Genomic DNA, 23478 nt, shown 5'->3' on the forward strand with positions numbered 1-23478 from the left:
CGCCGCCCTCTTCGTGCTCCTCGTCCGTGCCTTGGCCGATCGCTGTCTCGGCGTCAGCTTCCGGTTCCTGGGAATTGCTGTCGCCGCAGGCGGCCAGGGCGACGAGGAGGGCGATCATGGATGCGGTTCTGAGCACGGTCATCGATCCGTCTCCTGACAGAATGTAGGTGAGAATGGCGGTAGTCCGGCCAGGGCGCTGACGTCCGCTTCAGCGTCCCTGGCAGCGAAGCCAGCAGCGATGACGGCGCGCTGAACGCCGATGAAGGTCGCCTGCGCGTCGAGGGCCGTCGTCAGGTCGAACTTGCCGGCGCGGTAGCCGGTCCGGGCCGCGTCGGCTGCGGCCCGGGCGGCAGGCAATGCCTCATCGGCCAGCGCCGCGCGCCTCCTGTCCGTCGTGCGAGCGGTGACAAGCGCCCTCTGGGCCTGACCCATCAGCCGGGCAGCCGTAGTGCCCGCACGATAGTCCGCGCCGCGGGCGCGAGCCGCTGCGGCGCGCCGGTTGCCCTGGTTCCGGTCGAAGAGCGGCAGAGGAACACTCACTCCAGCGACAAGCGCTTCCGTCCCGTCACCTTCGAAGCGCCTGACGCCAAGGGTCGCCGTCAGGTCGGGATAAGCGTTCGCCCTCGCGGCCCGCCTCTCGGTGAAGCGAGCCTCACGGTCGGCCTCAGCGAAACGCAGCTCTGGATGGTCTCGCACCCGCTCGGCTACGAGACTGGGCGAGGGCAGAGTGATCGGCGCCAGGAGGTCGGCGGTCTGGATGGCGGCGGGCTCGCTGCCGCCCCAGAAGCTCGACAGCGCAAAGGCGAGCGCCTCGGCCTGAGCCCGTGCGGCCGCTGCAGCAGCGTCTGCGTCTGCCCGAGCGGCGACAGCGCGGTCGAGCGCGGTGCCAGGGCTTTTTCCGGCCTCGACACGAGCGCCGACCGCGTCGGCAAGTTGCCCAGACAAGACAGCGGCTTCTTCGGCGAGTGCGGCTGCCTGCTCGGCAGCGGCGAGCTCGTAGAAGACGGACGCCGCCTCGCGCTCCAGAGCCCGCAACGTCGCGTCGCGGTCAGCCTCGGCAAGGGCGGCGCGAGCGAGCGCGGCACGCCGCTCTGCACGCCGCTTCCCGCCCAGACGGAAAGTCTGGCCGATCGACACCGTCGTCTCGGCGAAGTCGTAGCCCGGTAGAGGACTTGCGCCGCCGAAAGCGTCACCGGCAAAGTTCTCAGCTTCGACGGAGAGGACAGGGTTGGTCCACAGACCGGCCTGCTGAGCCTCATGGCCCTGCGCGACAGCTTCCAGGGCTGCGCTTTGCACCTCCGGTGATGCGGCGCGGACGGCTTCCAAAACCGCTGGCAGGGAATATGGCTCGTTCGCCGGCAAGAGGTTGCCGATCTGTTCCGTCGCACCGGAGCAAACCTCCTGTGCGACCGCTGGCACGGCCGTCAGGTTGGCGAGAACCGCGATCGCGGCTCCGCCAAGATAGGGGGATGGCATAGAAGTTCCTTCGCGTGAATGACCATTGGACGCGCCAGATGGCGCAGCGTCAGGTCAGACCCGCGGGGGACGGAACAGGCCGTTCGGCAGCGACAAGCGAATGCCGAAAGCATCAGTGAAGATCGTTGCAATCGAGCGCGGTGGTGAGAGCCGAACCACATGGGTTGCAGACCCTAACGCGTGCCCATGACAATGACCGCATGCGGTCTGCGCCGGATGATCGTGCCCGTCGTTGTCGCTGTGTCCACGCAGGTCGTCGATCTGCGAAGACGCAGCGCAAGCGTCATCGGTCGCACCCCTCTCAGCGGCTCCCACTCCCATTGGGGCAGCAATCATAGCGACGGCCAGAAAGGCCGACAGCCAGATCCTCAGGACCGACAGGGGCGGGCGGAAGCTCATCGGGAGGCAGTTATCCGATCTTCGTCAAAGAATGTTGACTCAATGTCTAACCCCTACAGCCGCTGGAGGGTCAACCGTTTTCTCGGTTCGGTATCACGCTCGCGGAACGATCGGTGCCGTGCGGCTGGGTGCAGTGCCGGTGATCCGTCAGGCTCTCCATGACCGTGCACGTCCCGACCGTGCCGCCCTCGCAGGTCGTGAGCATTCGTTTGAGTTCGGCCTCGAGGGCTTCGAGGCGGTTCAGGCGCTCGCGCACCGCAGCGAGCTGACGCCGCGCAATGGCGTCGACCGCGGTGCAGGCGCTGCCGGGCTTGGTCTGAAGCGCGATCAGTTCTTGGATCGCCTCCATCGAGAAGCCAAGGTCACGCGCGTGTCGGATGAAGCCCAAGCGGTCCACGGCGTCGGTGCCGTAGACTCGCTGGCCGCTCTCGGTGCGGCCCGGATCATCGATCAGGCCAATCGTCTCGTAGTAGCGGATGGTCGTGACCTTCACGCCGGTCTCGCGGGATAGGACGCCAATCGTGCGCCGTCGCGCCATGAGAACTCCGTTCCTTGCTTCTACAGCGGCTGTAGGGGTTAGGAGCTTTCCCTTCAACGCGAAGGAGTACCTTCATGAGCGATTGCTGCGGCCCGAAGACGTTCGACGGCGCCTCATCCGCCTACAAGCGCGTCCTCTTGGCGGTCATCGCCATCAACGCGGTGATGTTCGCCGTCGAGATGTCCGCGGGCTTCGCGGCGCAGTCCCAAGCGCTGAAGGCGGACGCGCTGGACTTCGCCGGCGACACCGCGACCTACGCGATCAGCCTCGCCGTCATCGGGTCGAGCCTGAAGGTCCGGGCCCGGGCCTCCTTGTTCAAGAGCGCTTCGCTCGGCGTCATGGCCGTAGTCATCCTCGCCTTCGCGATCAGTCGCTTCTTCGGCGACACGGTGCCCGAGAGCGGTACGATGGGCGTGATCGGCCTTCTGGCCCTCGTTGCGAACGTCGCGAGCCTCCTGCTCCTCCTCCGCTGGCGGCAAGGTGACGCCAACGTCCGCTCGGTCTGGTTGTGCTCGCGCAACGACGCCATCGGAAACGTCGGGGTGGTCGCCGCCGCGGGGCTGGTGGCGCTGACCGGCTCGGCGTGGCCCGACCTCGTCATGGCCGCCCTACTTGCAGGGCTCTTCCTTCGTTCCTCTTGGACGATCCTAGGGCAGGCGCGGGCAGAACTTCGCAGGGAGGAAAAGGACGAGACATCATCACGAACGTCAAGCCATGCAGCAACATCCTCAAGAGCGAGAATCGTATAAGGCCGACCTGATCCAAAAGCAGTGCGATCGCACTTGCGTCGTCGTCGCCATCGGTCGGCTCCTACTCTTCAGAGATGCACACCATTCTAGCGAAGACCGAAGAGGGGGTAGAGCCTCCTACAAAGAAGGAAAGCCGGTCCGTCAGAGGTAGAACCACGCCGACTATGGGGCCGGGAACAAGCTTGGCGACACGATTGAACGAAATGATGTGTTGTAGGGGGACGACCCCTGCTACTGGCGCGCCCGTTGGCGTGAGGTGACACGCTCAAAGTGGTCCAGATCGTAGGTTAGTTTTCGGGCGGCTCCGACGAGGAGAAGGAGGTCGCCATGAAGCGCAAGAGGTACTCGGTCGAGCAGATCGTCGCGGTGTTGAAGCAAGCGGAGATGGGGATGCCGGTGGCGGACTTGGTCCGGCAGACGGGGATCACCGAGCAGACCTTCTACCGCTGGAAGAAGAGGTACGCCGGGCTCGAGAGCGATCAGGTTCGCGAGCTGAAGCAGGTCCAGGAGGAGAACGCTCGGCTGAAGCGGCTGGTCGCGGATCTGAGCCTTGACAAGGCCGTGCTGCAGGACGTCCTGTCAAAAAAGTTCCCGGACCGGCGCTGATGAAGAAGGTCGTCGCCTACGTGGTGGAGAGCCACGGCTACAGCGAGCGTCGGGCCTGCAAGCTGACGCGGCAGCACCGGTCCACCCAGCGGAAGGTCCTGACGACCAACCCGCTTCTCGAGTTGCGGCAGCGGATGCACGAGATCGTCGCCACGAGGGTCCGCTACGGTTATCGGCGCGTCCACACACTGCTCAGGCGAGAGGGCTGGGGCGTCGGTCGCAACCGGCTCTATCGAGTGTATCGCGAAGAAGGCCTGGCGCTGCGGTCGAAGCGGCCGCGGCGCCGGAAGATGGCGATGCACCGCGAGGTGCGGTGCCAGCCGACGGCAGCGAACGAGGCATGGAGCCTGGACTTCGTCCACGACCAGCTGGTGAGCGGGCAGAAGATCAGAGCCCTCACCGTGATCGACGTCTTCACCCGCGAGTGCCTGGCGATCGGGGTTGGCTACCGGCTTCGCGGCGAGAACGTCGCCGAGGTGCTGAACCGCCTGGTTCGGCTCCGGGGTGCGCCGAAGGCTCTGTTCGCCGACAACAGCCTGCCCCGGACCTGATCCGGGGGCGCGGAGTTCACCGGTCAGATCGTCGATCTGTGGGCCTACCACCACAAGGTCCGCCTCGACTTCTCCCGCCCCGCAACGCCGACCGACAATGCCCATATCGAGTCGTTCAACGGGTCGCTCCGGGACGAGTGCCTGAACGTCCACTGGTTCGAGACACTGGTCGAAGCCCGCCAGCAGATCGAGAGCTGGCGGGTCGACTTGGGCGAGAGCCGGCCTCACATGGCGCTCGGCAACCTGGCTCCTGCACAATACGCTTTGCAGACCAGGCAACCGCGTGAGACGATGAGATCATCAGCCCCCGGAAACTAACCCTGGGACCGGACCACCAGACCCAAGCGCCTCATCCAAGCTCCATCCAAACATATCGTCCGGACCACTCAGAAGGGAGCAGGCCAGCAGGGCTGAGGAGATGAGTTCGGCCGGGGGGGTCAGCGCGCAAAGCTGAATGCGCTTCGTTGGCGCGGCGTGCGGATCACGTCGGTCTCTCGAAGCCGACTGCCTCGCCGCTTCGGCCGTCCCCCTGCCGTGAGGATCTCCACCTCGCGCTCTCCCGCGAGCGCCCAGAGTACGTCGCCGAGCTGACGCTTCGTCGCGGCGGTGCGGTTCACGCGGCCTGCCAACCACGTGCCGAGTTGAAGTCCGTCCGCGGCCCCATCCTCCCAAAGCGCTTCGGGCACTTCCTCAAAGAGGGAGGAGTGAAGCTTGTTCTCTGCGAACGGGTCGAAGCCGAAGTCGAACATGGCGAGCTGGTCGAGATCGGTCTTGTGCCCGAGCATACGAAGGGAGCCCGGACCTTGGTGCAAAACGCCGTTTCCGAGTGCCCAGTGCTGTTCCAGCATGACGTCGCGGGCTTTCGGGTGTGCCGACAGGTGGATGATCCAAATCGCGCGGTGTGCGTCATCACCATGGACGAAGAACGGCGTCGTGAAGGTCGCTCCGATCCGCTCCGTGATCAAGTCGAGGAGGACCTGCTGCATGAGAACGCGTCCGCCCGCAGCGCCCTTCAAAGCCAGCAAGCGGTCCACATCGTTACGCGTCAGCCCGACCGGTTCGACGGCCTTCAGGAAGCTTGGCGCGTCGGCGACGTAGTCGAGCAGCCAGTCCGCCGCGAAGGTCAGGATCACCTCGCTCGTCGGAAGTTCCGTCAAGATGCGGCGGACTTGATGCAGGGAGGCCTGATTGTAGCCAGTCTGGTCGAGGAGGAAGATCGACCGCCCGGTCCGGTGCTGCATCTTCGCTCGTTCGATGATGCCGTCGAGTTCGGCTTCGAACGTACCACGGATCAGTGCGCCGCACGGCCCAAGGCCGTTCGCAAGCCCGCGTATGGCCAAGGTCTGCTTGAGATGTTCGAAGGTGTCCCGCCGCTTCTCGACGAAGACGTAGCTCGCTTCGATATCGAGCGGCTTGTGCCGGCCATCGTTCAGCACGCGAGCCGCGCGTTCGATCTCCTCCATCATGATCAGCGGCGTGCCGGGCACAACCTTGCCGTGACGGGTGAAGAGGCCGCCACCTGCGAAGCCGTCGATCAAGGTCAGGCGCATCCGGTCCCGTCGCCGGTCGCCGCCCAAGACTTCCAGGTAGCGTCGAAGGTACCGACGGATCAGAGCCAGCTTCCGCTCGCTGTGATCCTGAAGGGTAGGGGGCGGGGCGTCCGGTGCCCACTCGAAGCTGTCACCCTTCACCTGAAGTGCTCCACGGGCTTGGGGGGCGCGGGCATCGCGTCGTGTAACTTTCCGTCGAGGAGCCTGCCGCCCGCTTTCGGCGTGAGGCCACCCCACTGCTTGAAGAAGAACGGGACGGACGCCGCCGAGCACTGATCGCGAACCGAGCGGACCCAACTTGCCTCGAGCGGCCTCGCCTTCGGTCCCGACTCTCCGCCGACGATGACCCAGTGGATGCCGTGGAGGTCGAGCGTTCCGACGTCTTCGAGGAGGGGTTCGACAGAGAGGAAGCGGACTGCTGCCGGTGTCCTTCGAAGCTCTGCGATCCGCGGAACGCCGTAGCGCCTGTCCTCCACGGAGACGCCAAGCCACATGTTCAGCGGGACGCTTCGCGCATCGAAGAAGTCCCGAAGCCGTTCGCCCCGCTTCGTCAGCACCTGGAACACGTCGAGCGGTTTCTGCCGGATGACATCGATCACCCGCTCGACGTATTCGTCTGGGATCGCGTCGTGGAACAGGTCAGACATCGAGTTGACGAACCACATGGTCGGCTTCTTGCGCCGGAGTGGTTGGTTCAGCCGATCCGGTTGCAGCGTGACTTCGAAGCCGTTCTCATACCCCGGCGTTCCCATGGCTGTCAGGCGCTTGGACAGGGTCAGCGCGTAGCAGTGCTTGCATCCCGGCGAGACCTTCGTGCAGCCCGTCACCGGGTTCCACGTTCGCTCCGTCCACTCGATACCGGTCGTGCCGCTCATCGCACCGTTCCGCTTCTACCTGCCTGCCGCGCTTGCCAACAGCGAGACGAACGCATATTTCACTTATTGCACTTACCCACAGTGGGGTGGGTTCGGCAAGGGAGGATGGCGTGGCGAACGCAGCGCTCGATCAGAGGACACCGACGGACGAGGAGGTTGCCGTTGCCTCGCAGGCGGCAAGCCTGATGGCATCTGCGCTCACCGCGAAGGGTCTTCCGTTCACCGTACTGCGTGACGGAGAGAACGTGCGCGTCGACCTCTCGCCTTCGGTGGGACAGCTCGTCTTAGACGTCCTCACCCACGTGGGACGAGGCCGCATGGTCACTGTCCTTCCCTACGACGCGGACCTGACGACAAAGGAGGCGGCCGACCTCCTCAACGTCTCCCGGCCGCACCTAACGAAGCTCCTGACGGACGGACACATTCCGTTCCACAAGGTCGGCTCGCACCGGCGCGTAAGGGCCGAGGACGTGATCGCGTTCCGTGAGCAGCGCGAGGCGGATCGTGCGGCGGCGCTCGACGAGCTCCAACGCCTCGGCCAGGAGTTCGACGCGAGCTGACCGCTCGCGTCGCCAAGCTGACCAGTGAGCCATGTCGCAGACCGCTTCGTCGTCGTTCTCGACGCAAACGTCCTTTGGCCGTTCCGGACACGGGACGCGCTCCTTCGCTTCGGCGCGGCGGGTCTGTTTCGTCCGCGGTGGTCCGAGGCGATCCTGGACGAGTGGGTGCGGACGTTAATTGGTGCGAAGCCGCATCTCGAAGAGTCTGTCCGGTCGCAGCGGTTCGCCATGGCTCGCGCCTTCGAGGAGGGCCTCGTCGAGGGATGGGAGCCGTTGGTCGATGGGATCGACCTGCCGGACCCAAACGATCGGCACGTTGTGGCTGCTGCCATCAGAGCGGGTGCGGAGCACATCGTGACCGAGAACGTCCGGGACTTTCCCTCTGCCACGCTCGAGCCGCTCGGGATCGAAGCCGTCCGTGCGGACGACTTCCTCGCTGCAACCTTCGAGCTCTATCCCGCCGAAGCAGTAGGCGCGCTTCGCACGATGCGGAAGGCCTACCGGAACCCCTCGATGGCATCGCTCGACTTCGTATTCGACCTTCAGAAGAGCGGCCTGCCCAAACTCGCGTCGCTCGCGAAGGAGCATGTCGACGTACTGTAGCGAGCAGGGCTCCCGGAAAAACATCACCTTCGATGTCGACCCTTGGTCCCGTGGTGTGAGCCGTTACCTGAGGGTGAGCTTCTTCGATCGAACCAGACGACCTTAAAGTCAGCGCGGCAGGGGTCTACGCTTGACCGCCTCGAATGTTCGCTTCTGCGGAAAGCGGACATTCCGTAAACGTAGCATTTGCGACAAGCTGCATTGTGCGACCGAGCTCAACGTCCTGGCCTACCGAAGCTTTTGTGCTTCGCTCGGCGCTCCGCCGACCGAGCCAGTCTAGCCTCTCGCGACCGCTGTTTCGCCGTAGGCGGAGCTGGCTCGAGCGGTTCCAACAGCACGTTCTCGGACGCAGCGGCGTCTGGGGTCGTCTGAGCCGGCTTGCTGCGGGCGTTTAGGATTTGCCGAGCCTGCTCGACCGCCGAAAGCGAAGGCTCAGACGGCGCTGCTGTTGCCGCTGCCTCGGCTTCACGCTGCCGCTTCGCCTGTTTCAACTTGAGGATCGAGGTCCCGTTGGCGTGACCCTGCCTCCGACCGTTGCTCACGTAACCATTCTTCGCCGACGGGCGATAGGTCGCCGGTGCTGGCATGTTGTCCCGCTGCGCCTTGATCCGTTCGACGGCGGCGGTGAGATGCTTGTTCTCGGTGATGGACGTATGAAGCGTCCGCCCCTGGCGTTTATCGAACTGCTTGAAGGGCAACGACGCGCCCTTCCATCGGACCTCGATCCGCCCGTCTGCGTAGTCGTGGACGTCGACCCACTTACCAGGCAGACCATCGCTGACCTCGTTGCGCTCTAGGATCACCAGTGTGTTGTCGTGGCGGAGGGTAATGTCCTTGGTCACCCGCCGTTGGGACTTTACGCAGAGAACCTCGCGGAGCCGGTACGGGGGTTGGGCGAGCGGCCGATGCAGGTCGTCGGACTTCGCAGGCGGCTTCGCAAAGCGGTCGTTGTAGGCTGTGACGAACGTCTTCGCGTAAGCGTTGCCTGCCTGCATGTCGTCGATGCCTTCCAGGCGAAGCAGCTTGACGAGCCGGTCCTGCAAAGTCCGGTTCGCGCGTTCGACACGCCCCTTCGCCTGCGGGGTGTCCGCACAGATGATCTCGATCGACAGCTCCGACATGGCCCGCCCGAACTGCGTCATCCCATGACCCGACTTCTGGCTCTTCCGGCCCAGACGGAAGACCGTATGCTTGTCCGAGTAGAACGCGAGCGGGCGACCGTGCGTCGTCAGATACGCCTCGGTCGCGTCGAAGTAGGACGCCGTGCTCTCGGACTCGCAGAAGTGCAGGTGCAGCAGGCGGCTGGTCGCGTCGTCGACGAAGACGATCAGGCTGCAGGACGGTCCCCGATCCTCGAACCACCGATGGGGCGAACCGTCGATCTGGACGAGCTCGCCCACGCGCTCACGGCGCAAGCGGGGCTGGTGGATGCGACGCCGAGCCTTGCGCGTCGTCCACATGCCTTCTGCGATCATCCACTTGCGCAGCGTCTCCTTGCTGACCGTGACGCCGTCGCGATCGGCCAGCATCTCGGCCGCGAGCGTCGGACCGAAGTCATCGTACTGCCGGCGAACCAGGCCGAGGATGTACTCGCGCTTGTCATCGTCGAGCTTCCGGTTGGACGGCCGACCGCGAAGGCCGTGTCCGAAGCTGGCGGCGCCGTGTGTCTTCAGCTTCGCCGCTAGGCGGAAGACCGTCCGCTCCGATACGCCGAGGATTGAAGCCGCGTCCGCTGGCTTCAATCGGCCGGCCTGCATCTGCCCGATGGTCTCTATGCGTTTCAGTTCTCGTTCGCTCATGATAACCAGGCCCATGTCGCTCTCCCGTGACTGGACAGGGGAGGCTGACATTTCTAAGTTGATACCTGATGACAATTCTACGTTGCTGCTACATCGACTATGCCGCACAATTCGCATTGTCGAAAATTTGCTATCGGCCGGGGTGGTCGGGCCGTGCCGCTATGACAGGCGTCGCGCGGTGATCCGCCCCGTCGCGGGAACCTCGAGCGAGAATGTCGACGAGACCACGACCTCGACGATCTTGTATGGGCGGAATGCCGCGACATTGACGCCGCCCAAGAGGCGGACGCTGTCATAGACGATGCCGTCCGCGCCATCTGCCCGGAGGCGTTCGCCCAGGCGCTGCCCAGCGGACCAGTCGCTTGGATCATAAATGGCGGGCAACTGCCCGGCGGCGCCCCTGAGATCGGCATAGCCGTCGCCCTCGAGCGTGGCGAGATAGGCGCGATAGGTCCCTCCGAGGCTGCCGAGCCCTGCCCGCCGCGCCTCCCGGCGCAGGCCCGCGGCGACTTCGGCAATCGCCGCTCTCTCCGTCAGCGAAGCGTACCATGCGCCCAGCTCCGGCCCGCTGAAGCGTCCGCCGGCAGGAGAAGCGTGCAGGAAGGCCGCCATGACGATACTCGAATTCGGGCGGCCATAGACCCGCTCGGCAGGCGGAATCCGCGCGGCACGCTCCGCCACGAGCCGGTCATTCGTCCATCCTTCGAGCTCCATCACCGCATCGAGATCCTCCGCACGGGCGACATCGTCGAATGCGGCGATGGGAGGAAACCGCGTCGGGATGAGGCGCATGGTGCGGTCCGGGACCGACGTCCGCGGGAACGCTGCCTGATCGTCATCACTCGCGGTCACGGTCGGCGCGGCTCAGACGATTTGAACATCGGCATCGGTCAGCGGCGCCTCGGCGGGCTCGCCGGCCTCGGGCGCGGCGAACATCCCGCCGCGCCAGGCATCGAGATGCCGCCGCAGGAGGAAAAGGCCTTCCTGCGTTCCGTTCGTCATCAGGGTCAGAGGCGCCTGTCCGCCGAAGAGCGGCCCGGAATTGTCGCTCCGCATCCAGCGCAAGGCCGTTTCGTCATCCGTAAAGACGATCCGGAGCGCCTTCCAGATGCCGAACAGCAAGGACAGCCGCAGCAGCGCGTCGAGCGGCAGCGTCACGGCCTCGCCGCGCCGGGCCTTGTCGAGCCAGCCATAATAGGTCGACCGGGCGGGGCTGCCGATCAGCCGCAGCCGCTCCGCCTCGTTCAGATCGAGCGCCTCCGCGATGCCGGTGAATGTCCGAAGCGCCGGACCGCTCAGTTCCCGCCGCTTGGCAGGCTTCTGAAAGGCGGGCCGAACGAGATCGGCGGCTTCCTCATGTCCCGATCCACGGGGCCTTGGGCGTACCATGACCATGGGCTGTTCCTTCCGTCCATATCTGGACTATAGGATGCGTGGCAGGATTTGTCCAGATGTGGACAGACTTTTCCACATCTGGACGTTTTCCACACCGAGCCTCGCCCGGGGCGCCTTCGCTAGACCGCGGCCGGCAATCCGCCCTTCGCCTCCTGCTCGATCAGACCCGCGAGAATCTTGTCCGGCGTCGCCGGCAGATCGCGGATGCGGACGCCGCAGGCATTGTAGATCGCATTGAGGAGCGACGCCCCTGCCCCGCAGATCCCGAGCTCGCCGATCCCCTTGCTCTGCAACGGGTTCGCCCAGTCTTCCCGCTCTTCGAGGAAGGCGATTTCGATCTCCGGCGCGTCGAGGTTCACCGGGACATGGTACTCGGCCAGGTCATGATTGACGATGTGCCCGTCGCGGGGGTCATGAACGAGGTCCTCGAGCAGCGCTTCGCCGACGCCCCAGATCATGCCGCCCAGGCATTGCGAGCGCGCGGTGCGGGCATTGAGGATGCGGCCGGCCGAAAAGACGCCGAGCATCCGCCTCACCCGGGGCTCTCCCGTGACCGCGTTCACCGCCACTTCCGCGAAATGGGCGCCATAGCTTGCGAGGATGCGCTGCTGCGAGGCCGTGCCGGGCTTGAAGTCGCCGGTCGCGGCGATCGGGCCGTCCGCCGTCAGCTCCTCGATGCGGGCGCGTTGATTGCCGGCGACCGCCTCGCCATCCTTCAGGCTCAGCTCGCCCGGCCGGACGCCCATGCGCAGGCAGATGCCTTCGCGGACCGCTTCGCAGGCGAGCAGCACCGCCGATCCCGTCGAGCCTGCGCCCCAAGACCCGCCGGAGCCCGAGCCCGGCGGAAAGTCGGTATCGCCGAGGCGCACCTCGACCCTTTCGGGCGGCAGGCCGAGCATCTCGCCGGCGATCTGGGTGAGGATCGAATAGGTGCCGGTGCCGATATCGGTCATGTCGGTCTCGACGAGGGCGGAGCCGTTCTCGCGCAGCGTCACGCGCGCCTTGGCGGGAGACGACATGTTCGTCCGCGCAGCCGTCGCGACCCCCAGGCCGATGAGCCATTCCCCCTCGCGCCGCGCTCCGCGCGCCTGCCGCGCATCCCAGCCGAAGCGTGCCGCCCCCTGTTCCAGGCATTCGGCGAGCTGCCGCGTGCCATAGGCGGTGCCGTTCTCGGGCTGGGTCTGAGGAAGGTTCCGCTTGCGGAATTCGATGGGATCGAGCCCGCACGCCTCGGCGAGCTCGTCCATGGCGCATTCGGTCGCCATGAGGCCCGGCGCCTCGCCCGGCGCGCGGACGGAGCCGGCGCATGTCCTGTTCACGCGCGCAATCTCGTGCGCCACCTGCCGGTTCTCGCCCGAATAGAGGAAGTGCGATGTCATCGCGACCGGTTCGGAGAAGCTTTCCCCGGGCAGGTTGGAGACGCGCGACTCGTGTCCGAAGCCGCTCAACCGGCCATCGGCATCCGCGCAGAGGCGGAAACGCTGCCGGGTCTCCGACCGCCGGACCGTCATCTCGAAGACGTGCTGGCGGGTCATGACGACGGCCACGGGCCGCTCCAGCTCCCGCGCGGCGAGGGCTGCCGCCACGGCTTCGGGGGCGATCCCGAGCTTGGAGCCGAAACCGCCGCCGACATAGGGCGCGAGCATGCGCACCTTGTCCGGCCCGACGCCCACGGCATCGGCCAGCTCCTTCTTGTTGAGCTGGAGCATCTGGTAGGAGCCGCGCAGGGTCAGCGTCCCCTCCTCGTCCCAGGAGGCGACCGAAGCGTGCGGCTCCATCGGGGCGCTCGAATCGGGCGTCGTCCTGTAGGTGACATCGACGCTGTGCGCCGCCGCGGACATCGCGGCGTCGAGGTTCCCCTGATCGAGCTGCTTGGCGTCGGGGCGCTCGACCGGCGTGTCCTCGGCTTCGGGATCGAAGGCCGCGTCCTGCTCCTGCGCGTAGTCGACCGCCATCGTGTAGGCGGCATGCCGCGCCTGCTCATAGGTCTCCGCCACGACGAGCGCGATCGGCTGGCCGAGATAGGAGACCTCTCCATCCGGCTGGACCGGCGCCTGGCCGGCGCCGCCCTGGGCGGGATTGCGCAGGAAGGCCTCGCCGGAGAAGACGCCGAGCACGCCCTCATTCGCCTTGGCGCCGTCTTCGTCGAGAGAGACGACCCGACCCTTCGGGATCGTGGCGCGGACGAGGACCCCGAAAGCCGCGCCTTCGGGCAGGTTCTCGGCGGCGTAGGTCGCGCGGCCGGCGACCTTGAGCGGGCCGTCGGGGCGCAGCATGGGGGTGCCGATGAGGTTCTGGCTCGTGAGGTCGAGCAGGCGCCGCTCGTCGGGGCCCGTCATCTCGAGCTGCCGGATGATCGTCTCGCTCATTGCGCAGCTCCTTCCGCCGTCAGCTCGGTCAGCACCGCCTTGAGGGTGCGCCTGAGAAGCGGGATCTTGAAATCATTCGTGCCCTGCCCCTTCGCGTCCCGAAGCAGCGTGTCGGCCGCAGCCTCGAAAAGGTCGGGCGACGGCGCCTGTCCTTCGAGCTGCCGCTCGACAGCCTCGTTGCGCCACGGCTTGTGGGCGACGCCGCCAAAGGCGAGGCGTGCAGCCGCGATCTTCCCGTCCTGCATGTCGATGACCCCGGCGACCGAGACCAGCGCGAAGGCATAGGACGCCCGGTCCCGCACCTTGCGGTACGCCTGCCGGGCTCCGCGCGGCGCAGGCAGCAGGACGGCGGTGATCAGCTCGCCCTTCCCCAGCACCGTCTCGATCTGCGGGCTGTCGCCCGGCAGCCGGTGGAAATCGAGAAGCGGCACGGTGCGGCGCTTTCCGTCCTGCCCTTCGATCTCGATCTCGGCTTCGAGCGCCTGCATGGCGACCGCCATGTCCGAGGGGTGCGTGGCGATGCATTTGTCCGACGCGCCCAGGATCGCATGGATGCGGTTATACCCGCCGATCGCGCCGCAGCCCGAACCGGGCTCGCGCTTGTTGCAGGGCATGGCGGTGTCGTAGAAATAATAGCAGCGCGTTCTCTGGAGCAGGTTGCCGCCGGTCGTCGCCATATTGCGAAGCTGCCCCGTCGCCCCCGACAGGAGCGCCCTGGACAGGACCGGATAGTCCGCCCTCACCCGCTCATCGGCGGCGAGATCGCTATTGGTGACGAGCGCGCCGATGCGCAGGCGGTCATGCGTCTTCTCGATGCCCCCGAGGTCGAGCCTGCCGATATCGACGACCCGCTCCGGCGTCATCACTTCGAGCTTCATCAGGTCGAGAAGATTGGTGCCCCCGGCCACATAGGCGGCCGCGCCCGGCGCATTGCCCGCCGCCCCCTGTCCGGTCGCATCTTCGGAAGAGGTGGCGCGGTGGTAGTCGAACGGCCTCATTCCGCGCTCCCCGCCACGTCCTCGATCGCATCGACGATATTGGGATAGGCGGCGCAGCGGCAGAGATTGCCGCTCATCCGCTCGCGGATCTCGTCACGGCTCAGCTTCGGCGCCTCGCTCATGCTGTCCGAGACATAGGACGGCCAGCCGGCCTCGGCCTCCTTGAGCATCGCCGTCGCCGAGCAGATCTGACCCGGCGTGCAATAGCCGCACTGATAGGCATCGTGCCGCACGAAGGCGTCCTGCAGATCCGAAAGGTCGCCGGGCTCTCCCAGCCCCTCGATGGTGGTGATCTCGTCCCCCTCGCACATCGCCGCCAGCGTCAGGCAGGCATTCACTCTCCGCCCGTTCGAAAGGACGGTGCAGGCGCCGCACTGGCCGTGGTCGCAGCCCTTCTTCGAGCCGGTCATGCCGAGCGTGTGGCGGAGAGCATCGAGGAGCGTGACGCGCGGGTCGAGGTCGAGCGAGTGGCTCGAGCCGTTGATCGAGAGTGTCATCTTCATCCTGCCGCAACGCATGACAGAGGCGGAAGTTCCCTGCGCGAGGGCGAAGAACGCCTGCTCCGCCCGAGGGAACGGGAGCGGCCGGCGCCTGTTCGCGGAGCTGAAACGCTTTCACGGACCGGATCATGACCAGCAGACGCACCTTTCTCGGCGGTGCCGCCGTCACGGCGGCCGCGACTCTCCTGAACGGCCCCGCAGCGGCGCGGACGCAGCGCTCGCCCGCCACATTGCCGCGCAATGAGGGGCAGAACGGACGTTTCGTGCCGGGCGGTCGGTTCGGCATGGGCGGCACCCAGGCGGGCAGCGTGCATTTCCGCACCCCGGCCGAGCAGGCCGCCGAAGCGCTCCAGGCGTCATGGGACGAAGGCGTGCGCTATTTCGACACCTCGCCCTGGTACGGGCTCGGCCTGTCCGAACGCCGCTTCGGCACCTTCTTCGACGACAAGCCGCGGGACGGCTACATCCTGTCGACCAAGGTCGGACGCGTTCTCATCCCCGACAGCTCCGTCGCGGGAACCGAGGTCAGCATCTGGGCGCAGGTCCCGCCTTTCCGGCACGAATACGACTACAGCGCGGACGGCATCCGCCGCTCCATCGAGCAGAGCCTGCAAAGGCTCGGCCTCGCGCAGCTGGACGTCGTCTTCATCCACGATCTGTCGCCGGACAATGCGGACCTCGGCGAGGACTGGACGGAGCATTTCGATGTCGCCCGGCGCGGCGCGATGCCGGAGCTGACGCGGATGCGCGAAGAGGGGATCATCAAGGCGTGGGGCATGGGCGTGAACACGCCGGAGCCGATCCTGCGGGCCCTGGAGGTCTCGGACCCGGACATCATGCTGGTGGCGACGCAATATTCGCTCGCCCTGCACGAGCCTGCGCTGAACGGCGTCATGCCCGCCATCGCGGAAAGCGGGGCCACCGCCGTGATCGGCGCGCCGCTCAATGACGGCTTCCTCGCCGGGCGCAACCGGTTCAACTACGGCCCGATCCCGCCGGACATGCGTGCCAAGCGTTCCCGGCTCGACGCCATCGCCCAGGCGCATGACACGGACCTGCGCACGGCGGCCCTGCAATTCGCCGCGGCCCACCCGGCGGTGTCCTCGATCATCCCGGGCGCCCGGTCCGCGAGCCAGGCTCATCAGAACGCGCAGTCCATGCGCAAGCGGATCGATCCTGCCCTGTGGGAAGAATTCAGGGCCGAGGGCCTGATCGCGCAGGACGCGCCGGTCCCGTCCTGAACGGCGCGCGCCGCCGCGCCTTCAGCGCCTGAAGCCGATATCGACGCGATGGCGCAGGCTGTCATCCTCAAGGGTATAGGGCGCATCGGAGAGCGGCATCGCCGCCTCGTAATGCAGCGACCAGCCGGACCGGCCGAGCAGCCGCACGCCGCCGCCCGACGACCACAGGGCCTTGCCGTCCGCGCTCAGCCCTGCGCCCTTGTTGGAGGTCACGCCGGTATCGGCGAAGACATAGGGCTCGATCGTGGACAGCTCGCCCTTCATCGGGATCGGCCGCGCCAGCTCGACGAAGCCGGCCGCGCCGTGATCGCCGAGAACCTCTCCGAAATCATAGCCTCGCCCGAACCGGCCGCCGCCGAGCGCGAACTCCTCCGCGAACAGAAGAGGCGAGTCCGAAAGCTGGCCGCTGGCGCCGAGGCGGCCGACCACCCCCCGCGGCAGACGGGCGGACAGGTCGGCGGCGAACGAGACGGTGGTGAAGACCGCCTCGCCGTCGGGACGCGATGAGCCGCCTGCATTCCCAAGGCCGAGGCCCCGCTTCAGCTTGGCCCGCCCAACGGCGAGGCCCGATCGCCCGACCTTGCGCCGCCCGAGGATCTCCGCGGTCAGGATCTGGAGTTCGTCGGCGTAGAGAGTATCCTCTTCCTCCTTCTCGACCGAGCGGGAGGCTTCCAGCCCGACTTCGAGATCGACGCGCAGGCCCTCCCGGCGCAAAAGCGGTTTCGTGATGCCGATTTCCGCCCGCCGCAACTCGCCTTCGACATCCCGCCCGTCGAGTTCGCTTCGCGGCGACGCGTTCGAGGCGGCGAGCGCGAAATAGGGCTTGAGGCCGGTCGAGAACGGCGCGGCGTCGTAGCGCATGCGCATGAAGACCAGCTCGCCGGGCGCCTCCGGCCGGGTGAGGAGGGCGAGGCTCGTCCTGTCCCCGGGCTGGAGGACCGATCCGACTTCGCCGCCGAGGAATGCCTTCCACGGCTTGTCGCGGCGCGATCCTCTATTCGTGGCGAGACCGCGGAGGCCCGACCGCTCATAGGTTCCGGCCACCTCCAGGACATAGGCATCGCCCCCTGTCCGGCGCGGCCGCACCGCCTTGATCTTCAGGCCGGGAATATCGTCCAGGAGCGCGATCGCGCGCCGGAACGTGCCCTCCTTCGCCGGGCGTTCGGCGAGCAATGGCGCGAACACCCGCTCCACGATGGGCAGCAGGCTCTCATCCGCCTCGATCGCGGCCACATAGCCTTCGGACATCCGGACTTCGAGGATTCCGTCCGAGAGGTCCTGGACCGGAATGTCTGCGCGGCAGAGGAGAAGCCCGCCGCCCTGGCAGGCTTGGGACAGGGCATCGGCCAGGGCTTGGAGATCGTTCCGCCCGAGCGGGCGGCCGGTATAGCCGTCGGCCGTTCCCGAAAGTAGGCGCATCGGTGCGGCCTCGCTTGCCGAAAGAGCGACGCGCTGGACAAGCGCCGAGCCCTGCTCCGACGAAGCGCCGGCCGCAGGGGCGCCCGTGCCGGCGAGGAGGGCGGCGGTCGCCAAGATCAGTGCCCTTATTTTCATCAGCCATCCGCGGATCGTCGGACGCTACGACCACCAGAAATTCCTAAATGAAGCGTGGAAGAGAAGCGCTATGCTTAAGGCGAGTTCACCAAGCCCTGTTTCCTGTTTTCTTCGGCTTAAGGGGCGGGCCCTAAATTCGCCCTATTCGGAGGAATTAAAATGTTCAGATTCCTGCTTTCCACCTTCGTTGCTGCGCTCGTCCTGCTCTTGTCTCCGGCCTGGGCGCAGGCGCAATGGACCGTGGCCGACGTCACGGGAACGGTCGAGATCAACGGTGAGAAAATCGCCGAGGGCGAAGTGCGGACATTCTCCGGCGGGTGGATCGCGACTGGACCGGAAGGCGCGGCTCGGATCACGCGCGGGCAGCAGCGCATCGTTGTCGGGCCGAGCGCTCGGCTCTCGCTCGCAGAAGGGAATTCGGCGCGATCGACGTCGATCCAGCAGGACAGCGGCCGCGTCGCCTATACGGTCGACCGGCGCGACAGGAAGCATTTCTCCGTGCGCACGCGCCGCGTCGCTGCGGTCGTGAAGGGCACGCAGTTCATCGTCTCCGCCGACGGGGACGCCCATCAGGTGCAGGTGACGAGCGGCCTCGTCGAAGTGACCGCGTCCCGCTCCGGGGACATGCAGCTCGTCGGGGCCGGACGCCTCGCCACGGCGGCATCCGACGGCAGGCTCGTCGTCACCGATACCCCCGCGGATCCGGGCGTCGCAGCGGCGGCCCGCCCGGCGGAGGAGAAGGCCTCGGACGAAGAGGAGAAGGAGCCGGAGCCTGCTCCCGCCGAAACCGATCCGCAAACGGATGACCCGCAAGACCAGGATGGCGGCGATCCCGTCGCAGGAGACGGCGGTCAAGGGGCGGGGCAGACGCCCTCCGAAGCGCCTGCCGGCCGGTCCGAGGACGAGGACTACGCCGATCAGGACGAGGATGGCGATGACGCCGGCGACGAGCCCGAAGCGGGCGGCACCGGCGGTGAAGAGCCCTCCGAGGACGGGATGGGCGATGGCGAGGCGGATGACGACACCGACACGGATTCCGGGCGCGAAGATGGAAAGGGCGGCGCCGGCGACCCCGCGACGAAAGGCGGCCAGGGTGAGGGCAATGGCGGCGAAGCCGGAGAAGGCAGCGGCAATGGCAACGGCGAAGGCGCCGGACCGCCCTCAGACCCCAAAGATGACGGGAATCCGGGAGAAGGCAACGGAGAGGGTCCGCCGGCCGTGAAGCCGGGCAACGGAGAAAAGGGCAATGGCGGCGATAAGCCGGAGCCCGGCAATGGCAGCTCCGAAGGCGGAGGCATTGAGCCTCCGGCGGGCAATCAAGGCGGCTCCGGAAACGAGGGAGAAGGCCGGCCTGAGGAAGACGGCGAGGAAAGCAGCGGCGAGGCGGGCGGCGGCAACATCGACCGCGGTGCCCGGAACAGCTTCAACGGCAGGGACAATACCGCCGAAGGCTATGACAACATCGTCGTGGGCGGGAACAATTCGATCCAGGGCGACAGGAACGATGTCGAGGGCAACGGGAACGAGATCCTGTTCGTAACGAACGAGGAGGCGCTCCGCGGCTCGAACGACAACACGATCCTGGGCGACGAAAACGTCCTCACCGGCTCCGGGAACGACATATTCGGCCGGAACAATGCCATCACCGGCGAGCTGAACTTCGTCACCGGCGACAGGAACACGGTCTCGGGCTTTTCCTCCATCGTGTTCGGCGAAAGCAACACGGTCTCCGGCAGCAATAACAGGATCGGCTCGACCCTCGGCGGCTTCCGGGACAACGATGTCCGCGGCACCTGGAACAACATTCAGGGGAACGGAAACACGGTCGAAGGCGACTTCAACGCGGTCACCGGCGACAGGAACACGGTGATCGGCAGCAGCAACACCGTCGAGGGCGACCAGAACCGGGTCACCGGGGACCGCAATGCCGTCATCGGAAGGCTCAACGTGATCGACGGCGACGACAATGCGGTCACCGGCGACCGCAACGCCATCGAAGGCGACCGGCAGGTCGTGATCGGCAGTGGCCGCCGGGTCGGGGCCGACTGAGCCTCATGGCGGCCTTGCGCAGACATCTCGCCGAGCAGTGGCAATGCCTGCTCGGCGCTGCGCTGGCCGTCCTCGCCGGCTGGCAATTGGCGGACCGGCCATTCCTTCACAATGCCGATCATGCGCTGAGCGAGCTCTATTTCGAGCTGACGCCGACGAGCCGCGACTTCGATTCGGTCATCGTCGGGATCGATACGGCGAGCCTGAGGGCGGATCCTGACTGGCCATGGCCGCGCGACCGCTACGCGAAGGTCCTGCGCGAACTCGAAGCCGCAGGCGCGGCGCGGGTGGCCTTCGACATCGATTTCAGCACCCGCCGGGAAAACGACGACGAGTTCCGCGACGCGATCCGCGAGGCCGGGATTCCCGTCTATCTCGCCAGCTTCCGCCAGCCTTACGAGAACATGCCCGAGGTCGTCGCGGAGGTCCGCCCCCACGCCGCTCTCGCCGAGCATGCGCGCGTCGTCTCGACGACCTTTCCCGTCGATGCCGACGGCGTGGTCCGGGCGATGAGCGCCTACGAACCCTTCTCGGACGGGCCGGTCCCCAACCTCGCCCTTGCGCTTGAGGGGCATGCCCCCTTCAGCGGATTGCGGGGCGTGGACTTTGCCCAGGATCTCGATGCGCTGCCCGTCATCCCGTTCACGGACGTTCTGGCTGGACACGTTCCCGCTTCGGTCTTCGCAGGCCGGACCGTCTTCGTCGGGGCCACCGCGCCGGAACTGGGCGACGCGTTCGCCCTGCCCCTCCTGGGTCTCCGCAGCGGCGTCGCGCTCAACGCCCTCGCCTACGAGACGCTGCGGCGGGATGCGGAAAAGTCCGTGGCGCCCGACGTCATGATGCTGCTCCTGATCGCAGTGGCAGCCGCTGCCGCGCTCCAGCCGGTCTCGCAGGTCGGCATCCGGGCCTATGCCGCTCTCGGCCTTTTCGTCTTCACGACGATCTTCCTTCTGGGACTGGCCTATCAGGCTTGGGCCGACACCCTCCTGCCCACCGCGCCTGCGCTCCTCATCCAAGCCTTCTGCACCGCGCTGATGCTCTGCGTGGCAGCCGACCGCTATGCCGCCCAGCTGTTCCGGTCCCGCATGGAAAAGCGCGGCCAGGCAGCCGTTCTCGAAGCGATGATGAAGGGCAATCATGACGGGATCCTGCTCGCCAGCCGCTCGGGCCGGATCGAGCGGTGCAATGAGCGCGCGGCGGAGCTTCTGGGAACCACGGATGTCCTCCGCCAGGACGCGCTTCTCAAGGACGCCGCGCCCGCCCTTTGCACGCTCAGCGCCGACGAGCCGCCCCGGCTCCTCGAACTCAAGCACACGGATGGCGATCGCCGCCATGTCGAGGCCAGCATCATCGACGTCGAGATCCCGCTCGGCCGGTCCCGGTATGAAAGGCGCCGGGTCCTGCGGCACGTGACGGTCTACACGCTTCACGACATGACCGCCCAGAAGCAGGCCGAGGATCTCGAACGGAAGGCCAAGGACATGCATGCCGAAGCCTCGGCGGCCAAGTCGACGCTGATCTCGACCATGGGTCACGAGCTGCGCACGCCGCTGAACGCGGTCTGCGGATTTTCCGAGATGATCGCGGACGAAGCCTTCGGCGAGCATTCCTCGCCGGAATATGCCGAGTTTGGCCGGCTGATCCGCTCCAGCGGCAATCAGCTTCTCGGCGTGGTCAACGACATGCTGCTCGCCGGGCGCCTCCAGACGAGCGGCCTCGAGCCGAAGGCGCAGCGTTTCACCTTCGGCGAGGCGGCGTCCGCGGCGCTGGACCGGGCCCGCGACAGGCAGGCCTGGACGGATCCCGACATCGTCATCCGCGGCGAGGCGGAGGCGCTCGACGCGGAGTACGACCTGATCGTCACCCTCCTCTACCACCTGATCGACAACGCCTCGAAGTTCGGCGGCGGGTCGGGCACGGTGACGATCACGGCCGAGCGGGCCGAGGCCCTGCGCATCCGGGTCGAGGACGAGGGCCCCGGCCTCGCCGGCGCCGATCCCGAAAAGCTCACCCAGCTCTTCGAGCAGGGCGACGGATCGAAGAGCCGCAGCTATGAGGGATGCGGCCTCGGCCTGTTCCTCGTCGAGCGCATCGCGCTGCTGCATGGCGGCACGCTGGTTCTGCGCGACCGCGAAGGCGGCGGGTGTGCGGCCGAGGTGTCCCTGGCTTCCGCCGAGGCCGTCACCGCGCCTCCCGCGCTGGTCGCGTGACCCTCGCCGCTCTCGAGGGCAGCGGCACGAAGACGAAGAGCAGGGGCAGGATCCACGGCACGAAACGCTCGAAGGGGTCGCCGTCGAGATGGCCGAGCGCGATCAGCCACCCCTCTCCCTCCAGCGTCCCCATCGCATAGAAGAACACCGTGACGAGGAAGCCCGAGGCGACGGCGAGGCCGCTGCGCAGGGCATCCGGCCTGCGCCCCGCGATGCGGGCGAACATCAGCGGCCCGAAGGCCGCGCCCAGCGCCGACCATGCGAAGAGCACCCGGTTGAAGATCGTGTCGGGCAGGGTCAGCGTGAGGATGACGGCGAAGGCGGCGATTCCGACCATCACCCCGCGCGAGATCAGCAGCGCCCGTTTCGGATGCCGCCGCGTATAGCCGAGATCGTGCGCGACGGCGGCCGCGGCGCTCAGCAGGATGGAATCGACCGTGGACATGACCGCCGACAGGACGGCTGCGATGACGATGCCCGCGAGGACCGCGGGCAGGACATCGGCCGCGACGCGGTAGAACAGGACTTCTCCGTCCACGAGCGCACCGCCCGTGAGCGCCCGGCCCGCCAGTGCCAGGGCCGCCATGCCGAGAAAGACCAGCACGCCCCAGCCGATCGCCATCGCGAAGCCCAGACGCCGCGCCCGCTCATCCTTGAGCGACATGAGCCGCGCGTGAAGGTGGGGCTGGCCGAACGTGCCGAGCCCGATCGAGGCGACGCCGAGGATGAAGCCCAGAAGGGCGAAGAGCCCTCGCCCGCCGCTCGCAGAGAGATAGCCCTCCGGCGCATTCCGCAGCGCCTCGGCGATGCCCGAGGGTCCGCCCGCCGCGATCACGGCGATGAGCGGCAGGCCCACGGCGACGAAGACCATGACGAGGCCCTGGAGCGTGTCGGTGACGCTGACCGCCCAGAACCCGCCCATCAGCGCGTAGATCACGATGATCGCCGCGCCGAGCAGCACCGCCTCGGCCCAGCCCATGCCGAACTGGTCCGCGAAGGCCTTGGCCGCCGCGTCGAACTGCGCCGCGATGTAGAAGACGAAGCAGAGAAGGATCAGCGCCGTCGAGAGCAGCGCCAAGGCCCGCTTTCCGCTCTCGCCGAGCCCGTCGGTCAGAAAGTCCGTCAGCGTGACCTGCCGCTTCGCCCGCGCCTCCTCGCTGAGGCGCGGCGCGACGACGGCCCACATGACGATATACCCCGCCCATGTGCCCGGCAGCATCCACAGGGCGGACACGCCGACAGCGTAGACGAAGCCCGAATAGCCGAGCAGCACCCAAGCCGAGGACGTGCTCGCCGCATAAGACAGCCCCGACACGACACCGCCCACCCCGCGCCCGCCGACGAAGAAATCGTCCTCGTCCCGAATGCGCCTCTGCGCCCAGACGCCGATGCCGATCAGCACGACCTTGTAGGCGATCAGGGTGACAAGGACGGCAGCTTGCTGGGACATGGCGCG

At 67.0% G+C, this 23478-nt stretch carries 18 protein-coding genes and 2 pseudogenes; 7 read left to right on the plus strand and 13 right to left on the minus strand.

The features are described 5' to 3' along the window. Window positions 1-138: 138 nt before the first annotated feature. The 3 genes from IE88_RS0110335 to IE88_RS0110340 all read right to left on the minus strand — a co-directional run bounded on the left by IE88_RS0110335 (window position 139) and on the right by IE88_RS0110340 (window position 2413). On the minus strand, window positions 139-1419 hold the full coding sequence (locus IE88_RS0110335; RefSeq protein WP_162178333.1) for a TolC family protein: 1281 nt from the start codon (window positions 1417-1419) through the stop codon (window positions 139-141). Window positions 1420-1530: 111 nt separating this feature from the next. After that, on the minus strand, window positions 1531-1875 hold the full coding sequence (locus IE88_RS18970) for a DUF2946 family protein (protein WP_420330135.1): 345 nt from the start codon (window positions 1873-1875) through the stop codon (window positions 1531-1533). Between the two features lie 70 nt (window positions 1876-1945). Next, on the minus strand, window positions 1946-2413 hold the full coding sequence (locus IE88_RS0110340; RefSeq protein ID WP_036767041.1) for a MerR family transcriptional regulator: 468 nt from the start codon (window positions 2411-2413) through the stop codon (window positions 1946-1948). 74 nt (window positions 2414-2487) lie between these two features. Between IE88_RS0110340 and IE88_RS0110345 the strand changes: the two genes are divergently transcribed. Then, window positions 2488-3162 carry a cation efflux transmembrane domain-containing protein gene (locus tag IE88_RS0110345; protein WP_051881908.1) on the plus strand — a complete coding sequence of 225 codons (675 nt, stop codon included), beginning with the start codon at window positions 2488-2490 and terminating at the stop codon, window positions 3160-3162. A gap of 327 nt (window positions 3163-3489) precedes the next feature. Then, window positions 3490-4637 (plus strand): annotated as a pseudogene (locus IE88_RS17870) (IS3 family transposase). A gap of 119 nt (window positions 4638-4756) precedes the next feature. Here the strand turns inward: IE88_RS17870 and IE88_RS0110360 are convergent. Beyond that, window positions 4757-6010: a three-Cys-motif partner protein TcmP gene (locus tag IE88_RS0110360; RefSeq protein WP_162178334.1), complete on the minus strand. Its 1254-nt coding sequence runs from the start codon at window positions 6008-6010 to the stop codon at window positions 4757-4759. After that, complete coding sequence (locus tag IE88_RS0110365; RefSeq protein WP_031554077.1) at window positions 6007-6744, minus strand: DUF5131 family protein; 738 nt, start codon at window positions 6742-6744, stop codon at window positions 6007-6009. Before IE88_RS0110365 ends, IE88_RS0110360 begins: the two co-directional genes overlap by 4 nt. Window positions 6745-6854: 110 nt before the next feature. Here IE88_RS0110365 and IE88_RS0110370 point away from each other — a divergent pair, with 110 nt between their 5' ends. Together IE88_RS0110370 and IE88_RS0110375 are read left to right on the plus strand one after the other, a co-directional pair. After that, window positions 6855-7304 (plus strand): helix-turn-helix domain-containing protein, encoded by a 450-nt coding sequence (locus tag IE88_RS0110370; protein ID WP_031554079.1) that lies wholly within the window; start codon window positions 6855-6857, stop codon window positions 7302-7304. A gap of 24 nt (window positions 7305-7328) precedes the next feature. Beyond that, the gene (locus IE88_RS0110375) at window positions 7329-7907 is read left to right on the plus strand and encodes a PIN domain-containing protein (protein WP_031554081.1); all 579 of its coding nucleotides are present in this window, start codon (window positions 7329-7331) and stop codon (window positions 7905-7907) included. Window positions 7908-8365: 458 nt separating this feature from the next. Here IE88_RS0110375 and IE88_RS0110380 read toward each other — a convergent pair. The 6 genes and pseudogenes from IE88_RS0110380 to IE88_RS0110405 all read right to left on the minus strand — a co-directional run. Further along, a pseudogene (locus tag IE88_RS0110380) lies at window positions 8366-9721 on the minus strand (ISNCY family transposase); the annotation flags it as partial. A 144-nt stretch (window positions 9722-9865) separates the two neighbouring features. Then, window positions 9866-10498: an RES family NAD+ phosphorylase gene (locus IE88_RS0110385; RefSeq protein WP_036767044.1), complete on the minus strand. Its 633-nt coding sequence runs from the start codon at window positions 10496-10498 to the stop codon at window positions 9866-9868. Between the two features lie 72 nt (window positions 10499-10570). Further along, window positions 10571-11101: an MbcA/ParS/Xre antitoxin family protein gene (locus IE88_RS0110390; protein WP_051881914.1), complete on the minus strand. Its 531-nt coding sequence runs from the start codon at window positions 11099-11101 to the stop codon at window positions 10571-10573. Window positions 11102-11220: 119 nt separating this feature from the next. After that, on the minus strand, window positions 11221-13470 hold the full coding sequence (locus IE88_RS0110395) for a xanthine dehydrogenase family protein molybdopterin-binding subunit (protein ID WP_031554087.1): 2250 nt from the start codon (window positions 13468-13470) through the stop codon (window positions 11221-11223). Beyond that, window positions 13467-14468, minus strand: coding sequence for an FAD binding domain-containing protein (locus IE88_RS0110400; protein ID WP_031554089.1), 1002 nt, complete (start codon window positions 14466-14468; stop codon window positions 13467-13469). Before IE88_RS0110400 ends, IE88_RS0110395 begins: the two co-directional genes overlap by 4 nt. After that, a complete protein-coding gene (locus tag IE88_RS0110405) occupies window positions 14465-14971 on the minus strand; it encodes a 2Fe-2S iron-sulfur cluster-binding protein (protein WP_031554091.1) in 507 nt (168 codons plus the stop codon). Before IE88_RS0110405 ends, IE88_RS0110400 begins: the two co-directional genes overlap by 4 nt. 125 nt (window positions 14972-15096) lie before the next feature. Here IE88_RS0110405 and IE88_RS0110410 point away from each other — a divergent pair, with 125 nt between their 5' ends. Beyond that, a complete protein-coding gene (locus IE88_RS0110410; RefSeq protein ID WP_031554095.1) occupies window positions 15097-16209 on the plus strand; it encodes an aldo/keto reductase in 1113 nt (370 codons plus the stop codon). A 21-nt stretch (window positions 16210-16230) separates the two neighbouring features. On the opposite strand, the gene IE88_RS0110415 is transcribed toward IE88_RS0110410, so the two are convergent. After that, window positions 16231-17763, minus strand: a complete 1533-nt coding sequence (locus IE88_RS0110415) for a ShlB/FhaC/HecB family hemolysin secretion/activation protein (protein WP_081871602.1) — start codon at window positions 17761-17763, stop codon at window positions 16231-16233. 159 nt (window positions 17764-17922) lie between these two features. On the opposite strand from IE88_RS0110415, the gene IE88_RS18850 reads away from it, so the two are divergent. Together IE88_RS18850 and IE88_RS0110425 are read left to right on the plus strand one after the other, a co-directional pair. Beyond that, window positions 17923-19812 (plus strand): FecR domain-containing protein, encoded by a 1890-nt coding sequence (locus IE88_RS18850; protein ID WP_031554100.1) that lies wholly within the window; start codon window positions 17923-17925, stop codon window positions 19810-19812. Window positions 19813-19826: 14 nt separating this feature from the next. Continuing rightward, window positions 19827-22022 (plus strand): CHASE2 domain-containing protein, encoded by a 2196-nt coding sequence (locus IE88_RS0110425; protein ID WP_162178335.1) that lies wholly within the window; start codon window positions 19827-19829, stop codon window positions 22020-22022. On the opposite strand, the gene IE88_RS0110430 is transcribed toward IE88_RS0110425, so the two are convergent. Then, window positions 21994-23472: a sodium/proline symporter gene (locus IE88_RS0110430; RefSeq protein WP_051881916.1), complete on the minus strand. Its 1479-nt coding sequence runs from the start codon at window positions 23470-23472 to the stop codon at window positions 21994-21996. The genes IE88_RS0110425 and IE88_RS0110430 overlap by 29 nt on opposite strands. Between the last annotated feature and the right edge of the window lie 6 nt (window positions 23473-23478).

It is taken from the genome of Parvularcula oceani (assembly GCF_000733125.1).
Taxonomy (GTDB): domain Bacteria; phylum Pseudomonadota; class Alphaproteobacteria; order Caulobacterales; family Parvularculaceae; genus Parvularcula; species Parvularcula oceani.

Excerpts from the sequence above, each read along its gene's own strand:
- IE88_RS18970 (WP_420330135.1), bottom strand. The coding sequence starts at position 1,875 with ATGAGCTTCCGCCCGCCCCTGTCGGTCCTGAGGATCTGGCTGTCGGCC.
- IE88_RS0110340 (WP_036767041.1), bottom strand. The coding sequence starts at position 2,413 with ATGGCGCGACGGCGCACGATTGGCGTCCTATCCCGCGAGACCGGCGTG.
- IE88_RS0110345 (WP_051881908.1), top strand. The coding sequence starts at position 2,488 with ATGAGCGATTGCTGCGGCCCGAAGACGTTCGACGGCGCCTCATCCGCC.
- IE88_RS0110365 (WP_031554077.1), bottom strand. The coding sequence starts at position 6,744 with ATGAGCGGCACGACCGGTATCGAGTGGACGGAGCGAACGTGGAACCCG.
- IE88_RS0110385 (WP_036767044.1), bottom strand. The coding sequence starts at position 10,498 with ATGCGCCTCATCCCGACGCGGTTTCCTCCCATCGCCGCATTCGACGAT.
- IE88_RS0110390 (WP_051881914.1), bottom strand. The coding sequence starts at position 11,101 with ATGGTCATGGTACGCCCAAGGCCCCGTGGATCGGGACATGAGGAAGCC.
- IE88_RS0110395 (WP_031554087.1), bottom strand. The coding sequence starts at position 13,470 with ATGAGCGAGACGATCATCCGGCAGCTCGAGATGACGGGCCCCGACGAG.
- IE88_RS0110400 (WP_031554089.1), bottom strand. The coding sequence starts at position 14,468 with ATGAGGCCGTTCGACTACCACCGCGCCACCTCTTCCGAAGATGCGACC.
- IE88_RS0110405 (WP_031554091.1), bottom strand. The coding sequence starts at position 14,971 with ATGAAGATGACACTCTCGATCAACGGCTCGAGCCACTCGCTCGACCTC.
- IE88_RS0110410 (WP_031554095.1), top strand. The coding sequence starts at position 15,097 with ATGACCAGCAGACGCACCTTTCTCGGCGGTGCCGCCGTCACGGCGGCC.
- IE88_RS0110415 (WP_081871602.1), bottom strand. The coding sequence starts at position 17,763 with ATGAAAATAAGGGCACTGATCTTGGCGACCGCCGCCCTCCTCGCCGGC.
- IE88_RS18850 (WP_031554100.1), top strand. The coding sequence starts at position 17,923 with ATGTTCAGATTCCTGCTTTCCACCTTCGTTGCTGCGCTCGTCCTGCTC.
- IE88_RS0110430 (WP_051881916.1), bottom strand. The coding sequence starts at position 23,472 with ATGTCCCAGCAAGCTGCCGTCCTTGTCACCCTGATCGCCTACAAGGTC.